8 protein-coding genes are annotated in these 15,255 nt (G+C 67.1%); 2 read left to right on the forward strand and 6 right to left on the reverse strand.

The features are described 5' to 3' along the window. Window positions 1-26 precede the first annotated feature (26 nt). Window positions 27-2,132 carry a class I SAM-dependent methyltransferase gene (locus tag NRB20_RS27205; RefSeq protein WP_153413960.1) on the reverse strand — a complete coding sequence of 702 codons (2,106 nt, stop codon included), beginning with the start codon at window positions 2,130-2,132 and terminating at the stop codon, window positions 27-29. Between the two features lie 194 nt (window positions 2,133-2,326). Here NRB20_RS27205 and NRB20_RS27210 point away from each other — a divergent pair, with 194 nt between their 5' ends. Beyond that, window positions 2,327-2,524, forward strand: a complete 198-nt coding sequence (locus tag NRB20_RS27210) for a DUF5988 family protein (protein WP_153413961.1) — start codon at window positions 2,327-2,329, stop codon at window positions 2,522-2,524. An 83-nt stretch (window positions 2,525-2,607) separates the two neighbouring features. Here the strand turns inward: NRB20_RS27210 and NRB20_RS27215 are convergent, their stop codons facing one another. From NRB20_RS27215 to NRB20_RS27235, 5 genes are all read right to left on the reverse strand, one after another. Continuing rightward, entirely contained in the window at window positions 2,608-5,979 is a 3,372-nt protein-coding gene (locus tag NRB20_RS27215; protein WP_406603880.1) for an arabinosyltransferase domain-containing protein, read from the reverse strand. Between the two features lie 466 nt (window positions 5,980-6,445). Then, a complete protein-coding gene (locus NRB20_RS27220) occupies window positions 6,446-9,739 on the reverse strand; it encodes an arabinosyltransferase domain-containing protein (RefSeq protein ID WP_319945466.1) in 3,294 nt (1,097 codons plus the stop codon). Window positions 9,740-9,946: 207 nt separating this feature from the next. Further along, the gene (locus NRB20_RS27225; protein WP_153414150.1) at window positions 9,947-11,869 is read right to left on the reverse strand and encodes a galactan 5-O-arabinofuranosyltransferase; all 1,923 of its coding nucleotides are present in this window, start codon (window positions 11,867-11,869) and stop codon (window positions 9,947-9,949) included. Window positions 11,870-12,267: 398 nt separating this feature from the next. Then, the gene (locus NRB20_RS27230) at window positions 12,268-13,029 is read right to left on the reverse strand and encodes a decaprenylphospho-beta-D-erythro-pentofuranosid-2-ulose 2-reductase (protein ID WP_319945467.1); all 762 of its coding nucleotides are present in this window, start codon (window positions 13,027-13,029) and stop codon (window positions 12,268-12,270) included. Continuing rightward, window positions 13,026-14,510 carry an FAD-binding oxidoreductase gene (locus NRB20_RS27235; protein ID WP_153413965.1) on the reverse strand — a complete coding sequence of 495 codons (1,485 nt, stop codon included), beginning with the start codon at window positions 14,508-14,510 and terminating at the stop codon, window positions 13,026-13,028. Before NRB20_RS27235 ends, NRB20_RS27230 begins: the two co-directional genes overlap by 4 nt. A 244-nt stretch (window positions 14,511-14,754) precedes the next feature. Between NRB20_RS27235 and NRB20_RS38490 the strand changes: the two genes are divergently transcribed. After that, a complete protein-coding gene (locus NRB20_RS38490) occupies window positions 14,755-15,219 on the forward strand; it encodes a GtrA family protein (RefSeq protein ID WP_319945468.1) in 465 nt (154 codons plus the stop codon). The last annotated feature ends 36 nt before the right edge of the window (window positions 15,220-15,255 follow it).

A 15,255-nucleotide genomic window follows, 5' to 3' on the forward strand; every position in this document is an offset into this window, starting at 1 on the left:
GAAGAGCGGGCATCGGCCGCATCCGGTCACGCCTGCGGCGGGGTGTCCTCGCCGGGTGTGTGGGTTATCCGGACCACCACCTGCTCGTTGTCGACGGTGTAACCCTCGTAGACGAATTCGGTGTGGGTGGCGGCCACGTATTCCTGCCAGGCGCGGTATTCGTGGTGTTGCCAGCCCGGATAGTTGAAGTATTCGTCGAAGACGATGACGCTGCCCGGGTGCAGTCGCGGCCCGACCAATTCCAGCACCGTGCGCGCCGAGCTGTACAGATCGCAATCGATGTGCAGGAAATCCACCGGGCCGGGATGTTCGACCAGGAATTTCGGCAGCACATCGGCGAACAGGCCGACGACGAGTTCCGCGCCGGCCACCTCCGGCCACCGCTCGGTGGCGAAACTGCCTTCGGGAAAACCGGTGCGCCAGGATTCGGGCAGGCCGTGGAACGAGTCGAAGCCGTACACCCCGCCGTCGCGGTTCTCGGCGATGACCCGCAGCGTATTACCCGTGGCCACACCGAATTCCAGGGCCAGACCGTCGCCCGCGCACAGTGACAACGCGTAGCGCAGGGTGTTGTGCGGGGTGTCGAACACCTGGCCGGTCGTCATCTGATCCGTGGCCAGGCGGGCGCTGTCCGACGCCGCGACGGCCTGCGCGGCGAATACCAGGTTGCGGCGGTGGCGTCGCTCGTAGCCGTCGATCGACTGCAACATCACGTTGGCGGTGGCCGTCACATGATCGCGTAGTTCCCTGGTGATCTCCTCGCGCAGGGAATTGCGGAGTTCGTCGAGTTCGCGGGACCAGGTGCGCGCCGGTGCGGCGGACTCGACGGTGTGCGGGGGATGGGTGTGCAGTTGTTCCGCGAGTTTCCGATATCTGCCCAGTATGGCCTCGTAGGGGAAACCTTCGTCCTGCGGGAAGAATGTCAGGTGGCTGACCAGCAGTTTCGGGTATATGCAATTCGGGCGGCCGAGATATCCCGGTATCTGCACCGACAGCATGTGTTCGTCGTCCTGCATATCGGCGGACATGAAGGACATGTCCCGGCCGAGCCAGGCGACGAAGTTGATGCTGATCCGGCCGCCGAACCGGACGGGGGCCGCGGGCATCCGCTCGAACAGGTCGCGATTGTCCAGGAAGTAATTGTGCAGGTCGGCCGCCATTGTCGCGCTGGCCCACAGGTATTCGTGATGGTTCTCCGGGGACGGGCTCACCCGGATCAGATCCCGCGGCACCGCGCCGTGGCGCTGTTGCAGATCGGCGCACACGCCATTGTTCACGACATTCGCGCTGACCAGGAAGTATTCGCGTGCGCGGGCCCGGAATCGGATGAAATCGGCCAGCTCGTCCAATTGGATGTAGACGATGTCGTCATCGCATTTGAGGAATACCGTATCGGCGTAGTGCTCGGCGCGTTCCGCGTAACTCATCAGCGCCTCGGACCAGCCCGATTCCGAGCGTCCGGCGGTGTGGTAGAGGTACTCCCCGGCGCCTTCGCCGTTCTCGCGGTCCGGGAATCGCCATTCACCCGTGGCGCCGTAACCGGTCTTCACGTGGATGTCGTATCTGCCCTGGACCATTTCCATCTCGTGCGTGAATGCCGGATTGCCGTCGATCGACAGCGTCAGGCCCGCGGAATCCAGGCGGAGTTCGATATCGCGGAACAGGACCGCGGACAATATGCCCGGAGTTTCCTTCTGGGCGATGATCGGCGGTTCTTCGTCGCGATCGGTGAACAGTTCCGCCGGGGTGTCGATGCGCCGGAGCGCGGTGCGGGTGTTCGCCCAGCCGCCGATGATCAATTCATAGGCGGGCGCGGACGGGTAGCAGGGATCGATCCCGATATGGACGTCGCTGCCCGCGCGTACCCGGGCGGAGAATATCCGGGCGTCGTCGAGATTCGTGTCCACGCGAACCGTGGGGTAATAGATCAGATCATCCGGTGTGCGCCCGATCACCGGAAACCGGGATTTCAGCCAGTTGTCGTCGTGCTCGTTGCGGGAGAAGTTCCACACGTGCCATTCGTCGATGATGCCCCGGCGCAACGCTTCTCGGACATAATCGGTCAACAGTTCCATGCGGTCCTGGCGACCGGCGAAGGTGAGCATGACCACGGGCTGTCCGTCGACCGGCACGGAGTTGTACGCCTTCCCATCGGCACCGCGCGGCCGAGCCGCGTCTGGATCGACCGAAGTCTACCTGAGCTGGGAATGTCTGTAATTTCGTGCGCGCGCCTGAACGGGCACTGTCGGGGGACTGAACGAGAGCTGAACGGAGTGTCTTTTCCGGATTCGACCGGTCCGCCTCCCGCATATGAGAGCCTTCAGCTATGGGTATCGCACCGAAGGCAGTCCTGGAAGGCGGCCCCGCCGACCTGCCGCAACGCATCGTCCCGATCACCCCGCCCGGCATCGAACTGCGCGTGCAGTTCCACGGCGGCTACGAGCGTTTCAAGGTGACGCCGCGCCACCAGGACACGCCCGAGGGCAACCTGCCCGTCTACCAGTGGTGCGAGCGTCTGGAATAGACGTCTCATCGAGGATTCGCTCAGGTTCCTTCACGACGGACGGCAGGCGGCGCGGGAAGTATTGCGCCGCCTGCCTTTTCGTCTCAGTAGCTGCGCATGGGACCGGGTGACCAGAGGCCCGAGCGGGTCGCGGTGCCGGTGGTGACCGTCGCCGGGGTCGCGTCGGGGACGTAGCGGTCGTAGCGCTCCAGGGAACCCCAGTCGCGGGCCCAGTTGTCCTTCAGATAGGTGGGGATGGTGGTGGAATTCGCCAGCATCTGGGTGAAGCCGAGCGGGCCGCCGAACTCCTCGGCCTGCCAGGTGTCGGTGGAGCTGACCGCGAGGGGGCGGTCCGGCAGGATGCGGTAGTTCGGCATGTCGGCCACGCCGTACCGGTGCAGGAACGGCTGCTGGCAGGGGAATTGCAGGCCGACGGCCCAGTCCTCGAGCACCGGCTGCGTCGAACCCAGGAAAGTGTTGAGCGACTGGAGTTTCGGCACCCGCGGCGGGGTGAAGGCCAGCCACTGATCGCCGATCAGCACCCGGCGGTCCGCGACGATGCGCACCGCGTCGGCGTCGGGGGAGAGCTTGTCCAGCGGGATGCGCAGGTTCCGCCAGGACGGCGCGGGGCCGACATCGCGCGGGACGTAATTGCCTTGCGACACAACCGATCCGTCGGCCTGGCGCTTACCGTATTCGAGCACCAGATTCTGGCCGTACTGCAACGCGCCGGTCTGGTCGTAGGACAGGATCCGCCCGGCCGCGGTCACCACCACCAGCGGTGACTGCGCCGAACGCGGCGGCAGCTGATACCAGCTCGAGGTCAGATGCGCGGGGGTCTGCAAACCCTCCTGGTAGCTGCCCATGATCGGGGTCTTCGCCGGATCCAGCCCGAACGGCAGGGCGACGGTACTGCCGTTGATGCCCGGATGTTTGATCGAGCCGCCACCGGTTCCGGCGTTCTGGCCCTCGGCGAAGTTCGCGCCGACCGACTGGCTGGAGGTGTTGCCCGTGCCCGGTTTCACCTCCACCGCATCGGCTTTCAGATCCGCGGGCACGCCGTTGGGGGTGAATCCGGAGGGATCCGTGCCCGCGAGCGGATCGCCCTTCGCGGGGGGATTCGCCCGATCGGCGATCGGCTGCAACCGGCCGTCGTTCGGATTCGATTCCACCAGAACGTCATTGGCCAGGCCGCAGGAATTACCGCGCAGCGCGTCGAAGTTCGACCGGGCCAGCGAGAACGCCGGATACTGCGAGTACGCGCCCTTGGCCAGCGAGAGCACCTCGAACAGCACCATCGCGGCCGCGACCACCGTCAGCGGGATGGCGGCGAATTTGCGGATTCGTTTGCCGCGCACGGATTTCGAGGACTCCGGCGGTTTGGCGTATCCCTCCCGCAGCGCCTGCCAGCCCACCAGGATCACCGCCAGGCCGAACAGCACCAGGACCACGGTGTTGGACTTGATGTTGTGCAGCACAACCATTTTGTCGAACCACGGCACACCGTAACTCGACACGTACCAGTAGCCGTTGATGCCCGAGAACGACAATGCCAGCGTGAACAGCAGTGCCGCAAGGAAAATCGAGCGGTTCTTGCGTGACCGCAGCGCCGTCGCCGAGACCGCCACCGCGGTCACCGCCGCCAGCGATCCGGCGATACCGGCGTACGCGCCGAAGTGGTGGGTCCACTTGGTCGGGTTGAACATCATCAGGAAGATCGTCCCGAACACCACGCCCAGCAGCCGCCAGGTCGGCGCGCTCGCGATACCCGGCACCCGGCGGCGGCGCAGCAGCACCAGCATCGTGGTGATCAGGCACAGGATCATCACCAGGAAGGCGAAGCGGCGCGAGACCGAACCGTCCACGGTCTTCACGAACAGGTAGTAGTACCGCAGATAGTCCTCGTACCAGGCCAGATTCGGTCCGGTCTGCTGCCGCAGCCGGTCGGCCTCCTGAATTCCGGCGAAGGTCTGATCGCTGTAGACCACGGTCAGCACCAGGAATCCGGCCGCGGCGATCGGGGCCAGCAGCGGCAGGGTGGAACCGAAGAACGAACGGTCCCAACGGTTTCGGCCGGATTCGGCGAGAACGCGCCTGCGGCGCACCACGATTCGCACCAGCGGCCGGATACCGGCGAGCAGGGCGGCGATACAGTTCAGGCCGGTCGGCGCGGCGGCCAGGGTGAACGCGGCGGCCAGCACCGCGATCGCGGCGGGCATCAGGCGGCCGGTCGCGATGGCGCGTTCGATGGAGACCCAGGTCAGCAGCACACCAAGGGCGACAATGGGTTCCGAGCGCAGGCCGTTGTCGTAGGGGAGCCAGAAGGCCAGGAAGACCAGACCACCGGTCCACAGCGCGACCCGTGAGTTGCGTACGCCCCGGCCCAGGCGCGGCACCACCTCGCGGCTGATCACCATCCAGCAGGCGATGGCGCACAGCGTCGCGGGGATGCGCACCCACGGGCTCGCGGTGGAGATGTGCGCGAACCACTGGATGACGTCGTAGTACCAGCCGAACGGCGCCTCGGGCACCCCGTACCAGCGGAAATAGTTGGCCAGATAGCCCGCGTGCGGCGCCACCCGCACCATGGTCAGGATGTAGCCGTCGTCGGAGGTGTTCGCGCCGATGAAGTGCCACACCAGCAGTGCGCCGATCACCGCGCCGTCGGCCCACGTCGGCTTCAGCCAGTGCCGGGGGAAGATGCGCCGATGGCCGCGCCCGTCACCGGAATCGAGCCGGGCCAGCGCGCCCAGCGCGATCAGCGTGCACAGCAGCGCCGCGATCGAGGCCGCCAGTTTGGTCACCGTCGGGGTGGAGGTGAAGCGGGAGTCGACCGTCATGTGGAAGGACAGGCCGGCCGGAACCGCGCCCTTCAGATCGGAGAACACGCCCACCACCTGCGGCCGCAGATCACCCGCCTGGGTGCCCTCGACCGGGACGGTCACCTTCGTGGTCCGACCGTCCGGCCCCGGCTGATCGATCTGCGTGGTCAGCCCGGTGAACGCGGCGTAGGTGTGGGTGATGTCCGAAGTGATGTGGATCGCGCCGCAGCCGCGCAGCTCCGAGCGTTTGGCCGAGGCCACGATGGCATTGCGGTTCACCACGTCGACCGTGTCCGGCGTGACCCGGACGAACAACGCCTCCAGCGCGGCCCGATCCCCCTGCGCCGGGGCGGTGTTGAGCACCATCGCGCCCGGCGCGAGCTTCGCCACCGCCGCACACGGAATGCTCGCCTCCAGATCCACCGGCACCTGCGACATCAGCGGCGCCTCGACACTGCCGAGCGTCCCGTGCTGCGGCCAGTTCACCTCGGAGGTGGTCTGGTTCACCGGCAGGAACGGCGTCGCCAACGCGAACACCGCACCCAGGATTCCGGCGATCAGGGCGATCAGACGGGCGGTGCGGAAGTCACTGGACGTCGCGGGAGTAGCGGCGGGGATCGGGTCTGTCAAGACAGCAGTAGCGGCGTCGGGCACTGGGTGATCGTAGCTGTGTTTTTTGCCTCCGCTCCGCTCCGGCGGGGTTTTCGGCGCCCGTGTGGCTCGTCGTTCAGCCCTCGAGACTCGGCCTCCGGCCATGCGCTTCGAGGGCTGAACGACGAGCCGCGCCGAAAACCCTTGGAGCTGGCCTTGTTGAGCCTTTCGCTTCGCGGGCAATTTCCAGCCGGACGGAGACGGTTCGCCGCTGGGTGCGTTGGTTGTTGCGTTGGGTTGGCTCGGTGGCTTGCTGGCTCGTCGTTCAGCCCTCGGGACTCGGCCTTGGGTCTTGCGCTTCGAGGGCTGAACGACGAGCCGCGCCGAAAACCCTTGGGGTTGGGCTTGTTGAGCCTTTCGCTTCGCGGGCAACTTCCAGCCGGACGGAGACGATTCGCCCCTGGGTGCGTTGCAGGGACGGGCGGTGTTGCGGGGGCGGGTGGTGTTGCAGGGACGGGTGGTGTGGTGGTCACTTCTCCTTGATGGGTGCTTCCTTCTTCCATCCCCAAGCGTTGTGCACCGTGACGCCGATGTCGGCTGGGGTGGCGGTGGGGGTGTAGGGGGTGAAGTGGACGAGGGAGCCCCAGTCGCGGTCCCAGTCGTTGTTCAGGTAGGCGGGGACGGTTTGGGCTTTCAGGAGTAGTTCGGTCCAGCCGAGGGGGCCGCCGCCGATGTCGTCCTGCCAGGCGTTGGCGGCGTCGGAGCCGGTGCGGTCGGGCAGGATGCGCCACTTCGGGACCTCGGCTACGCCGTCGTGGTGGTCGTAGGGGCGTTGGCAGGGGAAGGCGAGGCCGACGTGCCAGTCCTCGAGGACCGGATCCTGGTGTCCCAGTACCGAATTCAGGGGGGCGAGTTTCGGGAGGCGGGGTGGGGTGACGGCGAGCCACTGCTTGCTGGTCAGGTCGTTGGCGACGGCGACGATGCGAACGGCGTTGGTCTGGGCGGGGATTCGATCCAGGGGTACGCGCAGGTTGCGCCAGGAGGGCGCACCACCGATGTCGAGCGGGACGAACGAGCCCAGTGCGGTTTCGACGCCGTCCGGTGCGCGGTGGGCGAATTCGACGCTCAGGTCCTGGCCGTAGGTGACCACGCCGTCCTTGTCGACCGACTTGATCCGGCCCGCGGCGGTGACGACCAGTGTCTTGTAGGCCGAGTCACTCTGCGCCCGAGCGAGATCCAGTCGGTACCACTGCGAGGTGAGGTGGGCCTGCTGTTTGTCGCCGGTCGTGTAACTGCCCATGACCGGGGTGCGGGCGGGGTCGAGGCCGAACGGGAGGGCGACGGTGCTGCCGTTGATTCCGGCGTGATCGGTTGTGCCGCCGCCGGTTCCGGCCGAGGTGGTGCGGGTGGTCTTGTTCTGTGAGTCCTGGTTGACCGAGTTCGCGCCGCCGGTCGAGGTCTCCTCGGCGTCGGCGGTCAGGTCGTCGGCCACGCCGTTCGGGGTGAAACCGGTGCTGTCGCCGGACAGGCCGTTGGCGGCGGGGCCGGAGAACGGGGTGAGCAGCGAGTCCGCGGTATTCGTCTCGACCAGGACGTCATCGGCGAGGGCGCACGAATTCCCGCCCAGCGCACGCAGATTCGACTTCGCGATGGAGTACGCCGGGTACTGGGTGATCGCGGCCTTGCCCAGGGAGGCGACCTCGAAGAGCACCATGGCCGCGGCGGCGATGGTCAGCGGCTGCACCGCGACACTGTCGAAACGTCGCTTGGCGCCCGGAATGTCCTTGCGCCGGTACGGTTCCCGGTAGTACTGCCAGGCCGCGAGCAGCAGGCACAGCACCGCCAGGCCCAGGAACGCGGTGGAGAAACCCTTGCCGAACAGCAGTGGGGCCTTGTCGTACCAGGACACCCCGTAACTCGACACGTACCACCAGCCGTTCGACCCGGTGAACGTCACCGCCAGCAGGAAGAACACCCCGGCGGCGAAGACCGAGCGGTTGTAGCGCGCGCGAATTCCGTTGGCCCCCACCGCGACCGCGGTGAGTGCGGCCATCGAACCGGCCAGTCCCGCGTACACGCCGAAGTGATGGGTCCACTTGGTCGGCGTGAACATCATCAGCAGCAGCGACATGAACACGACGCCCTGGATGCGTGCGGACGGCCCGCGCGAGGTCCCCGGAATCCGGCCGTTCTTGCGCAACATCACCAGCACGCACACCGCCAGGCACAGCAGGATGCCCAGGATGCCGAACCGGCGAGCGAGCGAGCCGTCGGGTGACAGCGACAGCAGCGCGTCCCAGCGGGTGCGTTCGTCGAACCAGGCGGCATTGGGGCCGATGATCGTGCGGACCCGGGTCGCCTCCATGACAGCGGCGAGAGTCTGATCGGCGAAGACGACCACCAGCACGAGGGTTCCGGCGGCGACGCCGGGGGCCAGCACCGAGCCGTAACGCAGCAGGACCGAACCGATTCCGCCGCGTTTCGCGTCCGGCGTCTCGCGGCCCGAACCGTGGCGCGCGCGTTTGACGATGATCTGCAGGACCGGCCGCGATCCGGCGATCATGGCGGCGATGCAGATCAGTCCGGTCGGCCCGGCGGCCAGCGAGAAGGCCGCGATGAGTACGCCGATCGCGGCCGGGAGCAGACGTCCGGTGGCGATCGCGCGTTCGATCGAGGCCCAGGTCAGCAACGCGCCCAACGCGATCAGCGGTTCGGGGCGCAGGCCGTTGTCGTAGGGCAGCCAGGCGGCCAGGAAGATCAGGCCGCCGGTCCACAGCGCCACCCGGTCGCGGCGCACCCGAGCGCCCAGGCGCGGCAACACTTCCCGGCTGATCACCAGCCAGCACAGGATGCCCGCCAGCAGCGCGGGCAGCCGCATCCAGGGACTCGAATCGCTGATCCGGGTCATCCAGGACAGGATTTCGTACGGCCAGCCGAAGGGGGCCTCGGCGACGCCGAACCACCGGTAGTAGTTGGACATGTAGCCCGAGTGTCCGGCCGTGCGAGCCATGTTCAGGATGTAGCCGTCGTCGGAGGTGTTCGCGCCGATGATGTGCCACAGCACCAGCGTGCCCAGCACGACCACGTCGGCGAGGGTGACCCGCCACCAGTGCGCGGGCAGGAAGCGGCGCGGGCGGCGGCCGTCGGCGGTGTCGATCAGGTGCAGCATGACCAGGGCGAGCACGGTGAACAGCACCACGCCGACGGTCGCGGCGGTCTTGAGCCCGGTCGGGGAGGAGGAGAACCGCGCGTCGACGTCGGCGTGCAGGTGCGCGGCGCCGAACTGGGCGCGGGTCAGATCGGTGAACACGCCGACCAGTTGCGGGCGCACATCTCCGGCGACGGTATTGGTGAACGGGGTGCCGTCCTGGCGGTGGACGCCGGTCAGGGTGGCGGTGGTCCCGGCGACGGTGGAATCGAGGGTGAACTCACCGCATCCGGCGATCTCGGTGACCGGCGCGGACAGCACCGGGATCTCGCGCTGGAGTACCGAGAACGTGCGGCCGGTGCCCGGTTCGTCGCCGATCCGCACCAGCAGGCCCTTGGCGGTGGCCTTCGGGGCGTCGACCGGGACCGTGGCCAGGACGGTGCCGTGCGGCAGACTCTTCAACACCGTGCACGGCAGCGAAAGATGCAGTTCGAGTGGGGTGTACGAGACCAGCGGCGCGTTCACGTCGACCGATTGCGGCTGCGGCCAGTCCAGCGTCGCGTGATCCTGCCGGACCGGCAGTAGTGGCGTGATCACCGCCAGCAGGACCGCAAGCACTCCCGAGACGAGAGCAATCAGCCGGACACGGGAGAACCCCGGGGAGTCAGCGCGCACGATCCCCGATGCTAGCCATGGGCCGGTGTGATTCCCCTCGCCGGGCTCCGACGGGGGGAATCATTCCCCGAGGTGGGTGCGGTGGCGAGGAGTTATCCACAGAAAATGCCCTATTCCACAAGGTTATGCACAGGCTGGTCGATGTGTGTGCATCGCCACCTTGTCACTGTGGGTGTATTGAAACCGCAGGTAGAGGCGTTGTTCGCATCACTGGACGACGACCAGGGTGAACGGGCCGATATCGGTGATCCGGAAATGCGGGTCCGCGAACAACGTCTTGGGGAACGTCACGGAGTAGCGTCGCACGTTCGGATCGTTCGGGTACACATCCGAGGACAGCCGCAGGGTGTAGCTGTCGCCGCTGCTGCGGAACAGGAAGGCGTCCGGCGCGCGCCAGGGGGAGTGCGCGAGGGCGTCGCGGAGTTCGGCCGGGGACTCGAGCTCGGACCAGCGGGCGATCTCGTCGGCGCGGGCGTCGAACTCGGCCAGCGGATTGGCGTAGTGCGGGGTCAGCGCCTGGAAACCGTAGTACGGGTAGTAGGCCAGGAAGCTGGTGTCCGCGGTGAGTACCACGGTCCGGTCGCGCGGACGCCCGGTCTGGGCCAGCAGCGCGGCATCGACCTCGTGATAGTGCGACACCGCCGACGGGCTGCGCTGATCGGCCCGCGTCCCGTTGCCGTCGGTGTCGGTGTAGGCGGTGGTGATCTCGGTGTTCAGGATGCTCGGGATGTCCTGGGCGAAGGCGAGCGCGCCGAGCACCCCGACCACGACGGCCACCGCGCGAAAACGCTTGGGCTCGTTCAGGATCTGGTAAACCGCGCGGGTGCCCTCGGCGAATCCGAAGACTCCGGCCGAGGCCAGCAGGACCTGCAGGATCGGTTCGAGCCGGAACTCCAGCAGCGTCGTCCCGATGACGGTCACGGTCATCGACAGCAGCGACCACAGATAGATGGCCACCACCGCGATCCCCAGCGCCTGCGCCCGCCGCGAACTCGCCGCCCGCAGCACCAGCCAGATCGTGCCGACCAGGCACAGCAGGCCCAGCAGCGAGAAGTCGAACATCGGGAAGGCGAGTTGCGAACCCGCCTCGGGCAGATAGTGCATGGCCGCGTTGGACATGTGCCCGCTCAGCGCCTGCAGCAGGTAGGGCCCGTAGGTGAGCAGGCCGAGCGCACCGGAGATGACGCCGATCACGATGAGCCGCAACAGAATCGGCCCCAGTTCGCGCAGCCACCACAGGCCCGCGCGGTCGGTCTCGCCGCGTCGTCGGGCGATCGCCGCGACCCACGCGAACAGCCCCATCAGGCAGACCGCGAAGACCGCGATGCCGAAGAACAGCGTGTAGGACATGGCCGAAACACCCAGGAACACCCCGGTGCCGATGACCGCGCCCCAACCACCGGCCGTCGCGACAGATGTCTCGTCACCCGAACTCGGCGGCCGATGCAGCGCACCCCACGCCAACACCATCGCCGGAGCGAACAACACCACCAGCACCGCGCTGTACGCCTCGGGCGAGGCATAGGCCACCATCACCGCCGTGGTGACCGCCGCCACCCCGACCGCCCAATCCGCGCGAATCAGCTTGGACCACAACACCGCCGCCAGCACCGACGCCACCGCCAGCGACACGATCGCCCACGGTTTGAACGCCTCCCACCCCGACAGCCCCAGCACACTGGCCACCCGCCCGCCGACCCAGAACCACCCCGCCGAGTAGTACGGCGGCAGATCCACATAGGTCATATCGTGCAGCGCCGCCGAATCGGTCAGCCGCGTCAGGAATTCGGTCCGGAACTCCTGATCCACCGAAATCCCGTACAGATACAACTTCGTAGCCGCCAACGGCATCCCCAACGTCACCGTGACGAACCCCGAAATCCCCACCCAGGAAAGCACTTTCGCCACCCACGGCCACCGCCGCGCCCGCATCAACCCCACCGCCACGACCAACACCACCGCGGCGACCACCTGCCCCACGGTGGTAACCGCCCGAGTCACATTGGACGAGTTGAACGCAGGCCAGTGCACCACCGAAAACGCCTCGAGACCGACCACGGCCACGACCACCGCGACGACGGTCGCAATTACACCGTCCCCCACGGCCCCGCCGATCCGCCGACCCACCATCGACAAGCGCCCCACCGAATTCACCGCAGCCCTTCCGCTGAAACTCCGTCCGTCACAACATCATCGCCGCGTTGCCGCGGGGCAGATCGTCGAGTGTGCCAGGACTGTTCGGAGAGCCGGCCGCAGACCGCAGCCATCCCGTCAGGGAAGTCCGCACTCGATCGCCGCGCGGCCGAACCGCCTACCGGGAACTGCCCGATCCTGTGCACTGTGCCTCCGGAAAGTCTTCTCGCCACGCTGCTCGAGCGTCCGTCGCCGCGCGCCAGCCTAACCAGTCGCCCGCACGGCGGCGGACGAGGTCCGTCAGGTTACGGTCGAACGGCTCCGGTCCTCGCTATACGGAAGATCCCGGGGCGTTTCGACGCCCCGGGACCGATGGTGCTGCTCGCGATCTACGACTAGATCGGGAGGCGGCGGAAGATCGGGCGCGGTATGTGGCGCAGGATCATCATGACGAAGCGGAACTGGTTGGGGGCCCAGACCAGGTCCTTGCCCTTCTGGGCCGAGGAGACCGCGAGGGTGGCGATGTCTTCCTTGTCGACCGTCATCGGCGCTTCCTTGACGTGCGCCGAGAAGCGGGTGCGGACCATGCCGGGGCGGATGACGGTGACGCGGGGGCCGTGCGGGCGCAGTGCCTCGCCGAGGCCCAGGTAGAAGCCGTCCAGGCCGGCCTTGGTGGAGCCGTAGACGAAGTTGGAGCGACGCACGCGCTCACCGGCCACCGAGGACATCACGATGATGCGGCCGAAGCCCTGCGCCTTCATCTTCTCGCCCAGCAGCACGCCGACCGAGACCGAGGCGGTGTAGTTGACCCCGGCCACGCGCACGGCCTTGGCCTGGTTCTGCCAGAGTTCCTCGGGGTCGCCGTCCAGGGCGAAGGCGACGATGGCGACGTCCACATCGCCCGCGCTCCACGCCGCGTCGATCACCTTCGGGTGGCTGTCGGTGTCCAGCGCGTCGAAGTCCACGACCTCGACCGCCGACGCACCCGCGGCCTCCATCTGCGCGACCGCGTCCGCGCGCAGCGGATCGTTCGGCAGCGCGGCCAGCACGATGCGGGCCGGGCCCTTCTTCAGGTACTCGGCGCAGATCGCGAGGCCGATTTCCGAGGTGCCGCCCAGGAGCAGAATCGTCTGCGGGTTACCTACGGCGTTGATCACTGCAACTCCAGCCTTCTCGCCATGTCGGACATGAAAACGCCTGTGGGATCGACACTTCGGCGGATCTTGATCCACTCGTCGATCCGGGGATACATCTTGTGGAAGGCCTCCGCGGTGGTGCGGGAGTCCTTCGCGGTGTAGAGACGGCCGCCGAATTCCATGACGCGGCGGTCCAGATCGCTGACCAGCTCGTTGAGGCCGGGACGAATCGGGAAGTCGACGCAGATGTTCCAACCCTGCATCGGAAAGCTCAGCGGCGCAGGGTTACCCGGGCCGAACAGCTTGAACACGTTCAGCGCGGAATAGTGCCCGGACGCCTGGATGTCCACGATGATCTTCTTGAATTCCTCGACCGCCTCGGTCGGCACCACGAACTGGTACTGCAGGAATCCGGCCGGACCGTAGGCGCGATTCCATTCCGCGACCATGTCCAGCGGGTGATAGAACTGCGTCAGGTTCTGGATCTTGCCGGTGTAGTTGCCGCCCATCGCGTAGTACGCCTCGCCGACGGTACCGAGCGTGAGCTTGTTCATGGTGAAGCTCGGGAAGATCGGCGGCACCGTAAGCAGTTGCGGCGCATCGAATTTCAGCGGAGCCTTCTGCTTCTTCTTCGGCAGTTCGTCCAGCTTCGCGAGGCGACCGCGGGTGATCGTGGCCCGGCCCAGTTTCGGCGCGGGATTCATCACGTCGAACCACGCGCTCGAGTACGTGTAGTTCGCCTCGCTGCCGTCACTGTGCGCGGCGATCGTCTCGTCCAACGTCGTGGTCTTGACGCCGTCGTTGATGAAGTACGCCGTCTCGGTCGGCGCCATCTCGATGCTCGCGCGCAGGATGATGCCGGTCAGCCCGTTGCCGCCGACCGTCGCCCAGAACAACTTGGCGTTGCGCTTGGGCGTGATGTGCTGCACCTGCCCGTCGGCCGTGAGCAGTTCGATCGAGCGGACGTGGTTGCCGAAACTGCCTTCGCTGTGGTGGTTCTTGCCGTGGATGTCGGAGGCGATGGCGCCGCCGATGGTGACCTGCCGGGTGCCCGGCAGCACCGGAACCCACAGGCCGAACGGCAACGCCGCCTTCATCAGCTGATCCAGGCTGACGCCGCCGTCCACGTCGACCATGCGGGTGTCGCGGTCGATGCGGTGGATGCGGTTCAGCGCGGTCATGTCGACGACCAGGCCGCCGGCGTTCTGCGCGTGATCGCCGTAGGACCGGCCGAGGCCGCGGGCGATGACGCCGCGACGCAGGTGCGCGGGCTTGGATTCGTTGTCCTCGGCGACCATGGTGACGGCCCGGGCGATCACTTCCGGATCACCGGTCGAGAGCACTTCGGAGGTGGTTGGCGCGGTGCGACCCCATCCGGTCAGCCGACGGGTGTGCGTGGCGAGTGCTGGGGATCCCTGCGACTCGGCGCTGCCGATCTGCGGTTCGCCGCCCTCACTGGCGGTCGGATCCGCGGCTGTGGAGGTCTGAGCTTTCGTGGACATCGGCATAGAGGCTACAGGTATCGCCGGATGAAGGGCCGGGCGTCACCGTCGCCTCCGCTGGATGGAACCCATGTCACAGTGCGCTGGGAAGTTACTGGACAGCCGATCGTCGGGGGGACCGACGCGTTCGGCGCGGCCCGCTACGCTCGTGCCCGTGACTGCGGAACCCCATCTTCCCCTGCCGCCCGAATTGCCCCTGGTCGATGAGCCGGCCGGCGTGGAAGGCGGGCCCGAAGGAGGCAGCGTGCGTAACCACGTAGGGCCCCTGGAACGCCGAGTCGAGCAGAGCACGGACGTCGATCTGAAGACGCAGATCATCCGGTTCATCCTCACCGGTGCGTTGTCGGCGGTGGTGGATTTCGGGCTCTACCTGGTGTTGTGGAAGGTGTGCGGGCTCGAGCGCGATATCGCCAAGGCGTGCAGCTTCATCGTCGGCACCACGACCGCGTACCTGATCAACCGGCGCTGGACATTCAAGGCCGAACCCAGCCGCGCCCGGTTCGTCGCGGTGGTCGTGCTGTACGCGATCACCTTCGCCGCGCAGGTCGGCATCAACGCGTTGCTGAACACGACGTTGCCCGCGATGAAGTTGAGCCTCGGGGGTCATGCGGTGGCCCTGGCGGTGCTGGTCGCCTTCGTGGTCGCGCAGGGCGTCGCCACGGTGATCAACTTCGTCGTGCAGCGCGCGGTCATCTTCAAGATGCACTGACGTACGCCGACGGGGAAGTTCTCCGGAAGGTTGCTC

The organism is Nocardia macrotermitis (assembly GCF_009604405.1).
GTDB classification, from domain to species: Bacteria; Actinomycetota; Actinomycetes; order Mycobacteriales; family Mycobacteriaceae; genus Nocardia; species Nocardia macrotermitis.

Coding starts and splice junctions, on each gene's coding strand:
- NRB20_RS27210 (WP_153413961.1), top strand. CDS start 2,327: ATGGGTATCGCACCGAAGGCAGTCCTGGAAGGCGGCCCCGCCGACCTG.
- NRB20_RS27225 (WP_153414150.1), bottom strand. CDS start 11,869: ATGGTGGGTCGGCGGATCGGCGGGGCCGTGGGGGACGGTGTAATTGCG.
- NRB20_RS27235 (WP_153413965.1), bottom strand. CDS start 14,510: ATGTCCACGAAAGCTCAGACCTCCACAGCCGCGGATCCGACCGCCAGT.